This is a genomic window from Caballeronia sp. A2-2, assembly GCF_057612605.2.
In genome coordinates this window covers 205,520-219,414 of sequence record NZ_JBVFIR010000005.1, presented here as the reverse complement: position 1 = coordinate 219,414, position 13,895 = coordinate 205,520, and the positions used below count along the sequence as shown (strand labels likewise).

General features: G+C 59.0%; 14 protein-coding genes. 5 read left to right on the top strand and 9 right to left on the bottom strand.

The genetic code is table 11. The annotated features are described in order from the left end of the window. Positions 1-11 precede the first annotated feature (11 nt). Positions 12-848, top strand: a complete 837-nt coding sequence (locus ACZCWR_RS35165) for a shikimate dehydrogenase family protein (protein ID WP_487306883.1) — start codon at positions 12-14, stop codon at positions 846-848. Here ACZCWR_RS35165 and ACZCWR_RS35160 read toward each other — a convergent pair. Beyond that, positions 839-1,804, bottom strand: a complete 966-nt coding sequence (locus tag ACZCWR_RS35160; RefSeq protein WP_487306882.1) for a LysR family transcriptional regulator — start codon at positions 1,802-1,804, stop codon at positions 839-841. The two genes, ACZCWR_RS35165 and ACZCWR_RS35160, sit on opposite strands and share 10 nt — an antisense overlap. 112 nt (positions 1,805-1,916) lie before the next feature. Between ACZCWR_RS35160 and ACZCWR_RS35155 the strand changes: the two genes are divergently transcribed. The 3 genes from ACZCWR_RS35155 to ACZCWR_RS35145 are packed head-to-tail and all read left to right on the top strand — an operon-like array spanning position 1,917 to position 3,692. Beyond that, a complete protein-coding gene (locus ACZCWR_RS35155; RefSeq protein ID WP_487306881.1) occupies positions 1,917-2,651 on the top strand; it encodes an SDR family NAD(P)-dependent oxidoreductase in 735 nt (244 codons plus the stop codon). A gap of 19 nt (positions 2,652-2,670) precedes the next feature. After that, positions 2,671-3,270, top strand: a complete 600-nt coding sequence (locus ACZCWR_RS35150; RefSeq protein ID WP_487306880.1) for an NADPH-dependent F420 reductase — start codon at positions 2,671-2,673, stop codon at positions 3,268-3,270. 17 nt (positions 3,271-3,287) lie between these two features. Then, positions 3,288-3,692 carry a nuclear transport factor 2 family protein gene (locus tag ACZCWR_RS35145; protein ID WP_487306879.1) on the top strand — a complete coding sequence of 135 codons (405 nt, stop codon included), beginning with the start codon at positions 3,288-3,290 and terminating at the stop codon, positions 3,690-3,692. 18 nt (positions 3,693-3,710) lie between these two features. Here the strand turns inward: ACZCWR_RS35145 and ACZCWR_RS35140 are convergent, their stop codons facing one another. The 4 genes from ACZCWR_RS35140 to ACZCWR_RS35125 form a co-directional block, all read right to left on the bottom strand. Beyond that, positions 3,711-4,106, bottom strand: coding sequence for a hypothetical protein (locus ACZCWR_RS35140; RefSeq protein ID WP_487306878.1), 396 nt, complete (start codon positions 4,104-4,106; stop codon positions 3,711-3,713). A gap of 119 nt (positions 4,107-4,225) precedes the next feature. Beyond that, positions 4,226-4,465, bottom strand: a complete 240-nt coding sequence (locus ACZCWR_RS35135; RefSeq protein ID WP_487306877.1) for a hypothetical protein — start codon at positions 4,463-4,465, stop codon at positions 4,226-4,228. Between the two features lie 31 nt (positions 4,466-4,496). Beyond that, on the bottom strand, positions 4,497-4,751 hold the full coding sequence (locus ACZCWR_RS35130; protein ID WP_487306876.1) for a hypothetical protein: 255 nt from the start codon (positions 4,749-4,751) through the stop codon (positions 4,497-4,499). 1,094 nt (positions 4,752-5,845) lie between these two features. Further along, positions 5,846-6,730 (bottom strand): LysR family transcriptional regulator, encoded by an 885-nt coding sequence (locus ACZCWR_RS35125; RefSeq protein WP_487306875.1) that lies wholly within the window; start codon positions 6,728-6,730, stop codon positions 5,846-5,848. Between the two features lie 118 nt (positions 6,731-6,848). Between ACZCWR_RS35125 and argC the strand changes: the two genes are divergently transcribed. Next, entirely contained in the window at positions 6,849-7,778 is a 930-nt protein-coding gene (gene argC / locus ACZCWR_RS35120) for an N-acetyl-gamma-glutamyl-phosphate reductase (RefSeq protein WP_487306874.1), read from the top strand. Here the strand turns inward: argC and ACZCWR_RS35115 are convergent. The 4 genes from ACZCWR_RS35115 to ACZCWR_RS35100 form a co-directional block, all read right to left on the bottom strand. After that, complete coding sequence (locus tag ACZCWR_RS35115; protein ID WP_487306873.1) at positions 7,765-10,044, bottom strand: beta-galactosidase; 2,280 nt, start codon at positions 10,042-10,044, stop codon at positions 7,765-7,767. The two genes, argC and ACZCWR_RS35115, sit on opposite strands and share 14 nt — an antisense overlap. After that, a complete protein-coding gene (locus ACZCWR_RS35110) occupies positions 10,041-12,005 on the bottom strand; it encodes a beta-galactosidase (RefSeq protein ID WP_487307104.1) in 1,965 nt (654 codons plus the stop codon). Before ACZCWR_RS35110 ends, ACZCWR_RS35115 begins: the two co-directional genes overlap by 4 nt. 76 nt (positions 12,006-12,081) lie before the next feature. Further along, the gene (locus tag ACZCWR_RS35105; protein ID WP_487306872.1) at positions 12,082-12,933 is read right to left on the bottom strand and encodes a carbohydrate ABC transporter permease; all 852 of its coding nucleotides are present in this window, start codon (positions 12,931-12,933) and stop codon (positions 12,082-12,084) included. 17 nt (positions 12,934-12,950) lie between these two features. Continuing rightward, positions 12,951-13,853 (bottom strand): carbohydrate ABC transporter permease, encoded by a 903-nt coding sequence (locus ACZCWR_RS35100; RefSeq protein ID WP_487306871.1) that lies wholly within the window; start codon positions 13,851-13,853, stop codon positions 12,951-12,953. Positions 13,854-13,895 lie beyond the last annotated feature (42 nt).

The following is a 13,895-nucleotide window of genomic DNA, read 5'->3' as shown; positions in this document are numbered from 1 at the left end:
GAGATTTCGCGATGCTCAGGAATCCGACAGGTTCGACGCGACTACTCGGCATCGTGGGCGATCCTGTGGCTCAAGTTCTCGCGCCGCCGATCTGGACGCCGCTATTCCAAGAGAACGGCATCGATGCCGTGTGCATTCCCTTTCACGTGCAGCCGCGCGATCTTTGCGCCTTTCTCGAAGGCGTGCGTCTCGTCAGGAATCTGGACGGTCTGATCGTCACCGTTCCTCATAAACCCGCCGTCGCGGCGCTGGTCGACAAACCGTCCGAACGCGCGCGCCTCGTCGGCTCGGTCAATGTTCTCCGATGGGACGAGGATGGCGCATCGTGCGGCGACATTCTCGACGGCATCGGCTTCGTCAAAGGGCTTGGCGCGCGAGGCAAGGATATAAGTGGCAAGCGTGCGATCGTCGTCGGCAGTGGTGGCGTGGGCGCGGCCATCGCGTTCGCGCTGGCGGAAGGCGGCGTCGAAAGCGTTTCGGTTTGCGACATCGAACCGATGCGCGCGCACGCGCTCTGCTCGCGGCTTCAGGCGGCGGGTCATGTGGCGAACGTCGGCCAGGCGGTGGCGGCGGGCTTCGATATCGTCGTCAATGGAACGCCTTTGGGCATGAAGCCGGACGACCCGCTTCCGCTCGACTGCGCGGGGCTGAACCCTGCCACCCTCGTCTGCGATGCCGTGATGCATCCGCCGATTACCCGCTTGCTCGAACGGGCAGCATCTGCCGGATGCTTTGTGCAGTCCGGGACTTACCTTCTGGACTATCAACTTCAACTGATGGCGGAGTTCTTCGGCTTCGAGATGCAGATCGACCTGCCTCAGGCGATGAAGTTCGCTGCTCACGCATGACGAGCCTTGGCGCTTGTCTTGCCTTTGCGTGAGACCGGCCGCTTACTCGCCTCCCTCGATACGCGATCAGGACGCCCAAGTATCTCGACAAGCTGCTTCTCGCATTCGGAAAACGTGTAGCCGCGCCGCTGCGACACCATGAAGGTCAGCGGCCGCATATGCCACGCGCGCCGTTTGAGTTCGACGAGCGTTCCATTCTCAAGGTCTTCCGCCACCATGTGATGCGGCATGTGCCCCCAGCACAAACTTCCTCTGAGCAGATCGTGCTTCGCACCGAGGTCATTCACCCACCATTGACGTTCACTCGCAACGCCTTGTTGCGTCTTCTCCGCGTCGGGCTGATTATCGGTGACGACAAGCTGAATGTGCCGGCCAAACTCCTCCCGCCGGATCGGCCCCGCGATGGCCGCCAGCGGATGCGATGGCGCGCAGACCGTCACCATCCGCGCATCACATAAATGAAGCCTTTCGATGGTGGCCGGACTCAGTTCCGGCACGTCCATGATCGTCACCGCCAATGCACAGGTGCCTTCGAGTACGAGACGCTCGCCGCCCTGCATGGTCGTCATGCGCAGATTGATGGCGACCGTCGGAAAGTCAGCCTGAAGGGTGCGCAGACAGTCGATCAGATGCGCGCGCGGAAAGTAGGTATCCACGGCAATCGAGACTTGTGGAACTCCGGCGTCGGCAATCGAGACCGCGCGCATCTTCATTTCCTCGGTGCGCGCGATCACGCCGCGCGCATCGGGCAGAAGGCTGCGGCCCGCTGCCGTCAGCGTCGCTCGGCGCGTGTTGCGCTCGAACAGCAGCACGTCGAAGGCACCTTCGAGCGCGTTGATGGCGTGACTGATCGCGGACTGTGCGCGCCGCAACTCTCTCGCCGCGCCCGAGAAGCTCCCTTGATCGCATACCGCGACAAAGGCCCGCAGTTGATTGATGGTGACGTTATCGAGCATAAGAAGATGTATCTAAAAAGTAGATGGCATCTATGCATATTCAGTCAGTTGGCTTCATGAATCAAGCGCGTCAGAATCGTGTTTCTCGCTTTTGTTTTGGAGGACGCACGAAATGAACAGACTGAATGGAAAGACCGCTGTCATTACCGGCGGCGCTACCGGCATCGGCCTTGCCGCGGCAAAGCGCTTTATCGAGGAAGGCGCGTTTGTCTTCGTTTTCGGGCGACGGCAGGAAGCGCTCGATGCCGCTCTCGCCGAACTTGGAGCTAACGCCCGCGCAGTAAAAGGCTCGGTGTCCGATCCGGACGATCTCGACCGGCTGTACGCAGCGGTGAAATCGGAACGCGGAACGCTCGATATCGTCTTCGCCAATGCCGGAGCGGGAAGCCCGATGCGGCTCGGCGAGATCACCACCGGGCACATCGACGAAACCTTCGACACCAACGTGAAGGGCACGATTCTCACGGTTCAGAAGGCGCTGCCGCTGATGAGCGCGGGCGGTTCGATCATTCTGACCGGTTCCAGTGCCGGGACCACGGGCGCGCCCGCCATGAGCGTCTACAGCGCGAGCAAGGCGGCCGTGCGCAACCTCGCGCGGAGTTGGGCCGAGGATCTGAAGGGCACCGGCATCCGCGTGAATGTGCTGTCGCCGGGGGCGACCGCGACCGAACTCGCGAAGGAAGCGCTAGGCGAGGAAGGCCAGAAGATGTTCGCCTCGATGACGCCGCTTCAGCGCATGGCCGATCCGGCCGAAATTGGCGCGGCGGCTGTCTTTCTCGCGTCGCCGGACAGCAGCTTCATGACCGCCAGCGAAGTCGCCGTCGATGGCGGTCTGGCGCAAATCTGACACATTCAAGGAGAAACGTATGAGCTACGCAATCATCGGTTTCGGCAAGATCGGTCAGGCGCTTGCCAAGGCATTTGCCCGACGCGGGATCGAAGTATCCGTTGCCACCACGCGCGACCCGGCGAGCTTTGCGCCCGCTGCGGCCGCGATCGCATCCACCGTCATTCCCACGACGCTGGCGGAAGCGGTCAAGGCGGACATCGTGTTTCTGGCTGTAGGGTTCAAGGCCCACTCTGAGGTGGCCCGTGCGCTGCCTGACTGGCAGGGAAAGACCATCGTCGATGTGACCAATGCCTACGGCGTGCCTCCCGAGGAACTCGGCGGCCAGCCTTCCGCCCGCGTGGTCGAGCAGGCTTTCGCTGGCGCAAAGCTCGTCAAGGGCTTCAATCATCTGGGCGCGACGGTCTTGGCACAAGACCCCGCTGTGCACGGTGGCCGACGAGTCGTGTTCCTCACAAGCGATGATGACGCCGCCGCAAAGGAGATCGGGACGCTCGCGGAAAAGCTAGGCTTTGCGCCGATCCAACTCGGCGGGCTTTCGGAAGGCGGACTTCTCGTACATGGACAAGGGAATAGCTGGGGACAACTGATCTTCAAGGACTTGGTCAAATTCGATTAACTAGCACGGAGGTTTCGATGAGCATCGAAAAAAACGTTCAGATCGTGAAGGACTTTTTTGCGGCCATCGGCAGCGGTGACAGGCAAGGCTTGCTGTCGCTGTCTGCCGAAGACATCGAGTGGATCGTTCCGGGTAAGGACTGGCCGCTGGCGGGCACGCATCGCGGGCACGCGGCATTGGCGGCTTTGCTTCAGACGCATTCCGACATGATGGAAACTTCCTTGACGGAACCACGCGAATTCATCGCGCAGGGCGACCGGGTTTTGGTCGTCGGTTTCGCCCGAGGAAAAATCAAGGCCACGAACCATAACTTCGAAGACGATTGGATATTCGCCATTACCGTTCGAAACGGCAAGCTGACGAACATCCGCGAATATATCGACACGCAGGCACTGGCGCGCGCGTGCGAGACCGACGCGTGATTCCTAGAAATGATCCCCTCAACGCATTCGCTTGTGGTTTTGCGTGATTGCTTCGTATAGCTGGCTGGCTGCGACCGTGTCGTAAATCACCTCACCTAGTTTCGCCTCGGTGAATTCAATCACGCCTTCTGGCGTGATTCGCGGTGGAATAAAGAATCCTTGAGCCGCGGTTTCGGCTTTCGATAGCGCCTTGAACTCGCTATGGGTCCACACGTACAGGGCTATATGCGTCAATTCGGTCGCATCGTTAGTCGGGTCCATGTGTTCGCCATCCCTGAAAATCCACGCGTGGGGCTCAAGAATCTGCAGAGAATAGTTGATGATGAAACCGAGAACGTAACCCACATCCGGCTGCGAAATAGCGAGAGCGGCCGAATCTGAAAGCGAGTAGCCACGGCCTTTGAGCTTGAGCATTGCGCATAGCTCGGGCGACGGCGTGAGCTTTCTCCAAATCGCAGGTTTGATGCCCAAAGGGTAGGCGTAAGTGGGATTTCTATCGTGCACTGCTCATTCCTTTTCGTTGTTCTTAGTCGTTAGAAAAGACGCCCTATGAGAAGGCGATATTCCGTCGGTTTCGAGAAAGCAATCGCGCGACATAGTGCGTGCAAGCCTCCTGCTGCGGCTTGGGACTTGGCCAGGTGCGTGACTTCGTCCAGAGTCAGGCTGGCTCGATAAATTTCCTGTTCGCCAGAACAAATGCTGACTTCGAAATCAACTGTCTGCGTTTTTTCGCCGATAGCAATCTTGACGCTCACCAGTCGTACTGAATTCATTGTTCTTTATCGGCCGTGAGATGCAGATGGTCTATTGATGTCTATTGGCAAGCCATTGCGTGAAGCTTTCCTGATCTTCCTTTGTCATCGTGAGCCGGAATTTTCCGGTTTCGCGGCACCACACATCCATTTCCGCTTGCACCCACATGATGAAGCGCAGTGTTGGCAAGGCAGGGTTTTTCGCGGCATCCAATGCATATTGCGATTCCACATCTTCCGCGCCTTGAGAGGCGCAATAGGCGCGATATCGTGGCGAATGAATAAAAGACTCTTTTTTCTTAGTCATTCTTTGTCGTCCTATGTATTGCGGGCTGCTAACTATTTCTCCTGTTTGCTTGATCGTGCCAAGAAAACGATAGAATCAGTCGGGTCGATCAATTGATCTATAGGTGGTCAAATGATCGACGTATCGTATCCCAGAGATTGGCTGATGTGGTTGCACGAAACAAACGTATGTCGTTTATGGGCAAACGCTTGTCGCGTTTTGAATGGATGGAATTATTTCTAGCATGACTAATTGTTTGCGAAAAACGTGCCGATTTGAATGGTTGGTCGGGGAAGGGGCTGCTTCTGTTTGTGTCTTTATTGCAGTAGCCGCCTCCCCGGCGGGGGGTAACTTTCTTTGCTGCTGCAAAGAAAGTCACCAAAGAAAGCAGCTTTTACCCCTCCGCACGATGGCTGGAAAGGGTGGTCTGAATTAACGATACAGTTGCCGCAATAGGACGTCCCTCGGCTGGTTAAGCGTGTGGGCAACCTAGCGATCACGCGCTCGAATCCTTGAGTCTTAGTGGTCCGCAGTCATTCTTTCGGCCATGCGCTTCGCGCGCCGAGAGCTTTAGAACGGAATCCCGCAGTATATGAGCGCCCAGCCGCCTCATGCTTCCTCGCAAGATTGCTATTCGGTCCTACCTTGGTTAATGCTCCAACTAAAAGGTGACTTGCGTTGGTGTGCGTGCTTTGCCCAGAAGCGCTTACCAAGGTAGGGCCCAATGGGAGAGGTGCGATGTGGCGTGATGTGGCTGGGCACTCATACGCTGCGGGATTCCGTTCTTACGTTCTCGGCGCGCGAAGCGCATGGCCGAAAGAATGACTGCGGTCCACATAGGCTTAATGATTCGAGCGCGAAATCGCGAGGTTGCCTAAGCGACTCGATATGCGTGGCACGTCCTATTGCGGCCACTGTATCTGTTAATCCAGACCAACCCTCTCCAGCCATCGTGCATGGGGTAAAAAGCTGCTTTCTTTGGTGACTTTCTTTGCAGCAGCAAAGAAAGTTACCCCCCCGCCGGGGAGGCGGCTACTGCAATAAAAGCACCAACAACAGCAGCCCCTTGCACGACAAAACGCGGCACTATCCAACACCTCGAACAACAAACACACCTAACCCAACCGCAAATCCCACAACACATCAACCACGTGCTGAGTCGCACGCTCGACATGACCAACACGATGCGCAATCCCCAACCGACGCCACAACGCCGGCCGCAACGGCCGCATGACGACGCGCTCGCCGGGTAACGGCGTCATGGCCTCATGCGGCAAAAGCGCCGCCCCATAACCCGCCGCCACGAGACTCTTGATCGCATCGTTGTAATTGAGCTGAATACGCGGCACAGGATGATGCCCCGCCGCCGCGAACCATTCTGACGTCAGGCGCGAAAGACGGGTAGTTGCGTCATTGAGAATAAGCGGCTGGGCAGCGAGCCATTCCGGCGTGACGCGTGCGGGGCATCGCCAATGCGCGGGCACGAAAGCCATCACTGGGTCACGACGCCAAGGCTTGATCACAAGCCCGGCCACGGGTGGCTGAGGCAGCGCAACCAGCCCGACATCCAGCGTTCCATCCGCAAGCCGGGACAGCGTTTCGTGCGACGTAAGCACCGCAAGCTGAATATCGATCGCGGGATGATCCTGCCGCAACACGTGCAATGCCTGCGGCAACAGATACGCGATCACGCCAGTCGAAGCACCGAGGCGCACGCGCCCTTCCAACCCCTGCACCTGGCGTTGAATGTCGTCGAGCGCCTGCTCCGCATCCGCGAGCAGCCGACGCGCGCGCTCCACCAGCACCTCGCCTATCGCCGACGGTTTGACCTGTCCACGCTTGCGTGACAGAAGCGGTGCCCCGATGCGCTCCTCAAGTTCCGCGACATGGAGGCTGACCGTCGGCGGCGCAAGATTCAACGCGCGTGCGGCATCGGCAAACGAGCCACGTTCGGCAATGGCGATCAAAGTGCGCAAGCGGTCCAGACTGATCTCTCGCATGTCCCTGTCCAAGTTCAGAAAAACTGAATGTTCACGTCATGAAATTCAACTTTTCCTATTCTAACGATTCGGGGAACATAAGCTCCAGTCTATCAACGCCCCTCGGAGACTTCCGCACATGAGCACGCCCCTCGTTTTCATCGACGGCGATCAAGGCACGACCGGACTGCAGATCCACGAACGGTTGCGCCATCGGACCGACATCACGCTGCTCACGCTTCCTGCGGCCGAACGAAAGAATCCGCACCGTCGTGCGGACGCCATCAACGCCTGCGACATCGCCATCCTCTGTTTGCCCGATGCCGCCGCACGCGAAGCCGTGGAGGCCATCGTGAATCCCGCGGTCAGAGTCATCGATGCAAGTTCGGCGCATCGCACTCAAGCGGGCTGGACCTATGGCTTTCCGGAACTGACGGCGGGACAGGCCGGGCGCATTGCGAGTGCGAATCGCGTGACCAATCCCGGCTGCTATCCGACCGGGGCGATTGGCTTGCTGCGTCCGCTGTTGCAGGCTGGGCTGATTCCGGAGAACTATCCGATCAGCATTCACGCGGTGTCCGGTTATTCCGGGCGCGGTCGCGCGGGCGTGGAGGAACACGAAGCGCAAGGCGCGGTCAATGCGCCTGCGTTTCAGGTATATGGGCTGGCGCTCGCGCACAAGCATCCGCCGGAAATCCAGATGTACACCGGACTTGCGCAGCGGCCTGTCTTCGTGCCTGCGTATGGTGCGTTTCGTCAGGGCATCGTGTTGACGGTGGCGCTGGAGTTGCGGCTGCTTGCGCCCGGCGTTGATGGTGCGACGTTACACGCATGCCTCGCGCATCACTATGCGGATGCAGCGCACGTGCATGTCATGCCGCCGCACGAAGCACGTGACCTAACGCATCTCGATCCGCAAGCGCTGAACGGGACGAACGACATGCGCCTGAGCGTGTTCTCCAATAAGAAGCACGGGCATGTCTTGCTGTCCGCGGTGTTCGACAATCTCGGCAAAGGCGCGTCCGGCGCGGCGGTTCAGAACCTCGATCTGATGCTCACGCGACAATAAACGCTTCGGATAACTGCACTTCGTATTCCGCTATCCAGCGCACGCTGCGCACTTCGGCGATTTGATCTTCGATCGACACACGCGGATCATGCCGTGCATCGAGATAGATCGGAGCGTCCGCGCGCAGCGGCAACACGGTCAGCACGAGCGGCGCGTGCGGATCGATCGCGACATCGCGCATGCGGATACGCCATAGCAAACCGTTGTAGTAATGATCGTCGATGAGATTTGCACCTGAGAACAGGCGTCCGATATCGCCGACGTATTCGATCTCCAGCAATCCGTTTGCCTCTTTCGGAAGTTCGATACGCCACGCGGCGGCTTTGCCGAACGCTTCGGGTATCGGTGCAGTAGCGCCGATGCGAACCGGTGGCACGGCCTGCGCTTCACGAATGCGCGTCACGCTTACTTGCACGCGCGTTTCCGGCACGCTCACGACGAAGCGCGGAAATGCGTCATCGGAAAGTGTTGCTTCGAGCGGTGGAAACACCGCAACTTCGAACGATGCCGCACCCGTCGAGCGCAGTATCCACGCGCCGTCGCGCTCGAAGGCGAGTGCATCGGTTAGAACGAGATGCTTTTGATTATTTAAAGGCAGGACCGTCGCGCGCCTTGCGTCTTCGTGCGATAGCAGCAGCAAGCCAACGCGCATGCCATTCGCGCTATCGAGATAGGTCACGCGTCCTGTTGAAAGCCTCAGCGTTGAATCTTCGAATGCGAATTCAGCCGCGATGCCTTTAGTTTCGCCGAACACATACACATCACCGTCTGACGTATTCAAACAGGTGATAGGCTGCGCCGTCGCATAACGCAGGCGCATATCGCCGAGCCGCATATTGAGCGGCCACACGAACGATGTCCCCGCTTCGATCGTCACAGGCGCTTCGGGCAGCGTGATCGTTTCAGTCTCAAGCTTCACGACGAAGCGCACGTCCTCGCAAGCAGCCATGGCATGTTGCCGCACATGCCGATTGAAGAAGAGAAATCCGCTATCGCCTTCGGCACGCACTGCAAAGCGCGGCGTGTCGAGATCGTTTGCATCACGTGGAAGCACGTCGGGCGCATACACGGCGCAAGGCGCCAAATCGCGGCCCCATTGCTTGAGAAAGAGATGCCACGGCCTCACCGCGCCCAGCACCGGATGCGCCTCGCCATTGGCACCGAACGGCGCCTGAAAATCGTAATGAACGATGGGCAGATCGTTATAGCCACCGGTCGCGGTGGACTCTTGCCCGTCCAAATCGCCGGGCGGATTGCGTCCGCCATGCAGCATGTAATAGCCATAGAGATTCACGCCCGAGCCGAGTTGCACGGGCAGCATCGCGGCGATGTCGTCGATATCGAGCACGGGTCTGCGGCGGTACATCGTCGGCACGCCGCCGCCGTATTCCGCACCTAGAAACGGTGTTTCGTGCGCGACGGCATCGGCATCGCCGGGTTCGTCGTTGTGGGTTTGCGCGCCGAGATCGCCGCCTACGCGCGTGGTGAAGCGAAAGTTATACGTTTCGTTCGGCGAGGACATGGTTGTCGATGTGCCCCACGGCAAGTCAGGATAACCGCCGAACACAGGCGCTACCTCGCCATGCGGAAAGACGGCGTTATCCCAACCTGTGACCGTGTAAAGCGGCACATCGAGCCCGGCTTCGCAGGCAAGACGCTTGAGCGTCGAGATATGCGCGCGACCTTGTCGTGGTCCGCTCAGGTTGTACTCGTTTTCGAGTTGCACGCCGATGACCGGACCGCCGTCCTTCCACAACAAGCCTTCGAGTTGCCGCGCGATTTCGGCGTAAAAGCGGCGCACGTAGTCGAGGTAAAGCGGATCGTCGCCGCGCGTGGGCATCTGATCGACGATCCAGTTCGGCAGGCCGCCATAGCGCACTTCTGCATGCACCCAAGCCCCGATTCGCACGAAGAACAGCAAACCGCGTTGCGCGCAGAATTCGACGAAACGTCGCAGATTCAGCCTTCCGCTCCAGTCGAACATGCCCGCGCGCGGCTCGTGATAACGCCACATCACATACGATGCGACGATATCCACGGCTGACGATTTCACCTTCGCGAGTTGATCGTTCCAGTTCGCATCGGGGATGCGTGCGTAGTGCATCTCGCCCATGACCGGCAGCCACGGCACGCCATCGCGCGTGAGATAGCGGCTGTTGATGCCGATAATTCTTTTATCGGGCGATACGTTCGCGCCCGTCGCGATGGTGCTTTCGAGCGGCGCAGGCGCGGGACGGCTTGCATCGACGCACAAGAACGTCGTCATTGCGCGATCCATGCGCAGACGTCTGCGGTGCGAAGCGTGCGTTCGCCGAGTACGAAGCGTGCATTAACGGGCGCGGGTGCATCGACGGGATGCGCGCCGAAGTTGAATGCGAACGTCACCTCACCGCGACGACGCACGCGCACCCCTTCCGGCAGATGCTCGATAGCAAGTCTGGCATCACGCGCTGCGCCTTCCAACATTGCGCGATGCAAGGGCGCATCGAAGCACGCGGCAGCATAGCGAATGTTTTTGGCCGCCATGATCGCGGGCCACGAATCGTCGAAACGCGCGAGCACGTCGATACCCTCCCCCGCTTCCACATGTTCACGCCAGAGCAGCGCGATGCCTTCCACGCCATCCAGCGTTGTCGAAGGACGCAAAGTAGGACGAAGCGAATCGACTTCGATCACCTTGAACGGCAACAGCGATTGCAACGCGCCCGGCGGCAAATCAATAGGAATAGAAAAGTCTTGAGTCTTCGATCCGGTGCGCGGACCGATCACCCATTGCGCATTACTTGCCGCGATCTTATTGACGAAGCCCGAAGGCAACACCGCAAGACTCGGCACGACGACGAGCGCATAGTCCGACAGGTCCGCATCGGCTGAAACGATATCGACATCGAGCGCCATCTCGCGCAGCGTGCGGTAATACTCGAACGCAAGCGTCTGATAGTCGAAGCCTTTAGCGTGCGGTTGAATCTCGAAGATCCATTGCGTTTCGTAGTCGAACACCAGCGCGACCGGTGCGCGCGTGCTCGGCGCGAGCGCTTTGAGCGTGGCAAATTGCGCGATCTCCTGCGCCACGCGCGCCACTTCCTTTCCTCCGGGCGACAACGTATTGTTCGGCAAATTCAAGCCCGAATGAAACTGTTCCTGCGCAAACGGCGCTTGCCGCCAGCGAAAATACGAGACCAGTTCCGCACCGTGCGCGAACGCTTCATAAGCCCAAAAACGCGCCATGCCAGCAGCGGGCACCGGATTCCACGGCGCCCAGTTCACCGGTCCGGCTTCCTGCTCCATCACCCAGAAACGACCTTGTCCGATGCCACGATAACGATCGTGATCGAACGCCGATACATCCGGATGCCCGGTGCGCGCATAACGTGCCTTGTCGTCTTCATCGAGCGCGATGACTTCGGTACGCGCAATCGGATAACTGTCCCAGGTCGCGACATCGATGGAACCGTTCGACGCGAATCGATAATGATCGAACGCGGTGAACAGGCCCATGAAATTGTGCAGCATGGCCGCGTGTGGTGCATATCGGCGCAACACATCGACTTGTTCGCGATGAAAGCTCGCCACTTCATCGGACATGAAGCGGCGAAAATCGAGCAGATGAATCGGGTTGAGATCGGTCGGCGTGAGATGCGGCAATTCGATTGCATCGAATGAGGGATATTCCATGCTCCAGAACACATTGCCCCAACGCGTGTTCAGTTCTCCGATGGTTTCATAGCGTCGCGCGAGCCATGAACGAAAGCGCATACACGCTGCATTCGAATAACTCGGCACCGTGTCGTGGCACGCGAGTTCGTTATCCGTTTGCCACGCAATGACTGATGGATGCGCACCATAACGCCGCGCCATCGCTTCGACAATACGCAGGCATTCGCGCCGATACGCCTCGCTCGAAATATCGTAATGACGCCGCGAGCCATAGTGCAGCGTCGTGCCATCGGCGCGCACGGGAAGCATGTCGGGCATGGCATCGACAAGCCATTTCGGCGGCGATGCGGTCGGCGTGCCCAACACGATCTTGAGCCCTGCAGATGCAAGCGTTTCTATCGCACGATCGAGCCACGCCCAATCATATTCGCCCGCACGCGGCTCCATCCTGCTCCACGCGAATTCGGCGATCCGCACCGTCGTGATGCCGAGTTCGACCATGCGTCGCGCATCGTCGGCCCACATCGATTCGGGCCATTGTTCGGGGTAGTAGCAGACGCCGAGTTGCATCGTCGAATTCTCCGGGAAAAGCGGGGCCATGCGCGCGTGAAAACGCGCGCCGGAAGGTTTGTAGAGAGAAGAAGGACTAGCCTTTGCTCGCCCCGAACGTGAGGCCCGCGACGAAGTGCTTCTGCATCGCGAAGAACATCAGCACGGAAGGCAACGCGGCGAGCACGGAACCCGCCGCGACGAGATTCCACGCGGTCGTCCATTGCCCCTTGAGCGCGGCTACGCCGACGGTGATCGGCGCGGCATCGTCGCCTTGTGTGAGACACAGCGCCCAGAAATAATCGTTCCACACGAAGGTGAAGACGAGAATGCCGAGCGCCGCGAGCGCGGGGCGAATCAGCGGCAAGACAATGCGCGCATACACCGTCCATTCGCTTGCGCCTTCCACCCGCGCCGCTTCGATCAGTTCGAATGGCAATTGCTTGATGAAGTTGCGCAGAAAGAGCGTACAGAACCCCGTCTGAAACGCGATATGAAAAATGATCAGCGCCCAGACGGTATTGAACAACCCGAACTTCAATGCCATGTCGCGCACGGGAATCATCAGGATTTGAATCGGCACGAAGTTACCGGCGACGAAGGTGAACAACACCGCCGTGTTGCCGGGAAAGCGATACGTCGCCAACGCAAAGCCCGCCATCGATGCAAGCACGATTGCGCCCAACACCGAAGGCACGGTAATCAGCACGCTATTGGCGAAGTAATGCAGCATCGGCGTTTGCATGAGCGCGGTGCCGTAGTTTTCGACCAGCGCGAAATGCTTGGGCCACGTCCAGTAATCGCCTTGCGCGAGTTCATCGGAGGAACGGATCGATGTGAGCAAGACGGCGAGCATCGGCAGCAGCCAGATAAACAATGCAATCGGCAGCGACACTTTATACAGCGTGCGATTGATGGGTTTCCAGCGTTCGACGGGAAGCGGATACATATCGGTCTCCGAATGAATCAGCGTTCTTCGCGCAGCATGCGGCGCAGATGGAACACGATATAGACGAGCATGATCGCGAACAGCACGACGGCGATGGCAGCGGAATAGCCTTCGCGGTAGTACTTGATCGCCTGGTCGTACATGTAATAGGCGAGCACGGTGGAACTGTCGAACGGACCGCCGCCGCTCATTACCGCGATCAGATCGAAGCTGCGCAGCGCGCCGATCACTGTCAGCACCACCGCCATGAAGGTGGCCGGGCGCAGTTGCGGCAGGATCACGTTCCACAGCAGGTTCCAGCCCTTCGCGCCTTCCATGCGGCCTGCTTCGATCACTTCGGGATTGATCGCAGTCAGGCCCGTGAGATAAAGCACCATGCAATAGGGCGTTTGCGGCCAAAGCGCTGCAAACACGATGCCGAAGGTCACCGTATGCGAATCGCCGAGCACAGGAATGCCGTGACCGAGGATCGCTTTCAGCAAGCCAAAGGTCGGATCGTAGAACCAACTAAATACGAGACCCACGACCACGCCCGACAGCACGAACGGCGCGAAGAACAGCGACTTCACCACGCGCATGCCCTTGACCTGCTGATTCAGATACAACGCGAACACCAGACCCAACGGCGGCGCAAGCAGAAACACCACCAGCCAGATCATGTTGTTCTTCAGCGCCGTGTAGAACGTATCGGTCTGGAACAACTCGACGTAGTTGGCAAGGCCGACGAACGTCTTCGGCGTCATGCCATCCCAGTTATAAAAACTGAGCGAAATACTGCTGATGATAGGATAGATCACGCACAGCGCGAACAACGCGCAGCCCGGCAGCAGAAATAAAAACGCCGCCCGATGATGCGCACGCCGCGACGACGATGCGCGTCGCGTGCGTGCAGAAGGCAGCCGGTCGATGGATGTAGACATGACGAACACCTCATTGCACGCTGTCCGCACGAAGCGGACAGC

Excerpts from the sequence above, each read along its gene's own strand:
- ACZCWR_RS35150 (WP_487306880.1), top strand. The coding sequence starts at position 2,671 with ATGAGCTACGCAATCATCGGTTTCGGCAAGATCGGTCAGGCGCTTGCC.
- ACZCWR_RS35115 (WP_487306873.1), bottom strand. The coding sequence starts at position 10,044 with ATGACGACGTTCTTGTGCGTCGATGCAAGCCGTCCCGCGCCTGCGCCG.
- ACZCWR_RS35100 (WP_487306871.1), bottom strand. The coding sequence starts at position 13,853 with ATGTCTACATCCATCGACCGGCTGCCTTCTGCACGCACGCGACGCGCA.
- ACZCWR_RS35165 (WP_487306883.1), top strand. The coding sequence starts at position 12 with ATGCTCAGGAATCCGACAGGTTCGACGCGACTACTCGGCATCGTGGGC.
- ACZCWR_RS35110 (WP_487307104.1), bottom strand. The coding sequence starts at position 12,005 with ATGCAACTCGGCGTCTGCTACTACCCCGAACAATGGCCCGAATCGATG.
- ACZCWR_RS35140 (WP_487306878.1), bottom strand. The coding sequence starts at position 4,106 with ATGCTCAAGCTCAAAGGCCGTGGCTACTCGCTTTCAGATTCGGCCGCT.
- ACZCWR_RS35130 (WP_487306876.1), bottom strand. The coding sequence starts at position 4,751 with ATGACTAAGAAAAAAGAGTCTTTTATTCATTCGCCACGATATCGCGCC.
- ACZCWR_RS35155 (WP_487306881.1), top strand. The coding sequence starts at position 1,917 with ATGAACAGACTGAATGGAAAGACCGCTGTCATTACCGGCGGCGCTACC.
- ACZCWR_RS35145 (WP_487306879.1), top strand. The coding sequence starts at position 3,288 with ATGAGCATCGAAAAAAACGTTCAGATCGTGAAGGACTTTTTTGCGGCC.
- ACZCWR_RS35135 (WP_487306877.1), bottom strand. The coding sequence starts at position 4,465 with ATGAATTCAGTACGACTGGTGAGCGTCAAGATTGCTATCGGCGAAAAA.
- argC (WP_487306874.1), top strand. The coding sequence starts at position 6,849 with ATGAGCACGCCCCTCGTTTTCATCGACGGCGATCAAGGCACGACCGGA.
- ACZCWR_RS35125 (WP_487306875.1), bottom strand. The coding sequence starts at position 6,730 with ATGCGAGAGATCAGTCTGGACCGCTTGCGCACTTTGATCGCCATTGCC.
- ACZCWR_RS35105 (WP_487306872.1), bottom strand. The coding sequence starts at position 12,933 with ATGTATCCGCTTCCCGTCGAACGCTGGAAACCCATCAATCGCACGCTG.
- ACZCWR_RS35160 (WP_487306882.1), bottom strand. The coding sequence starts at position 1,804 with ATGCTCGATAACGTCACCATCAATCAACTGCGGGCCTTTGTCGCGGTA.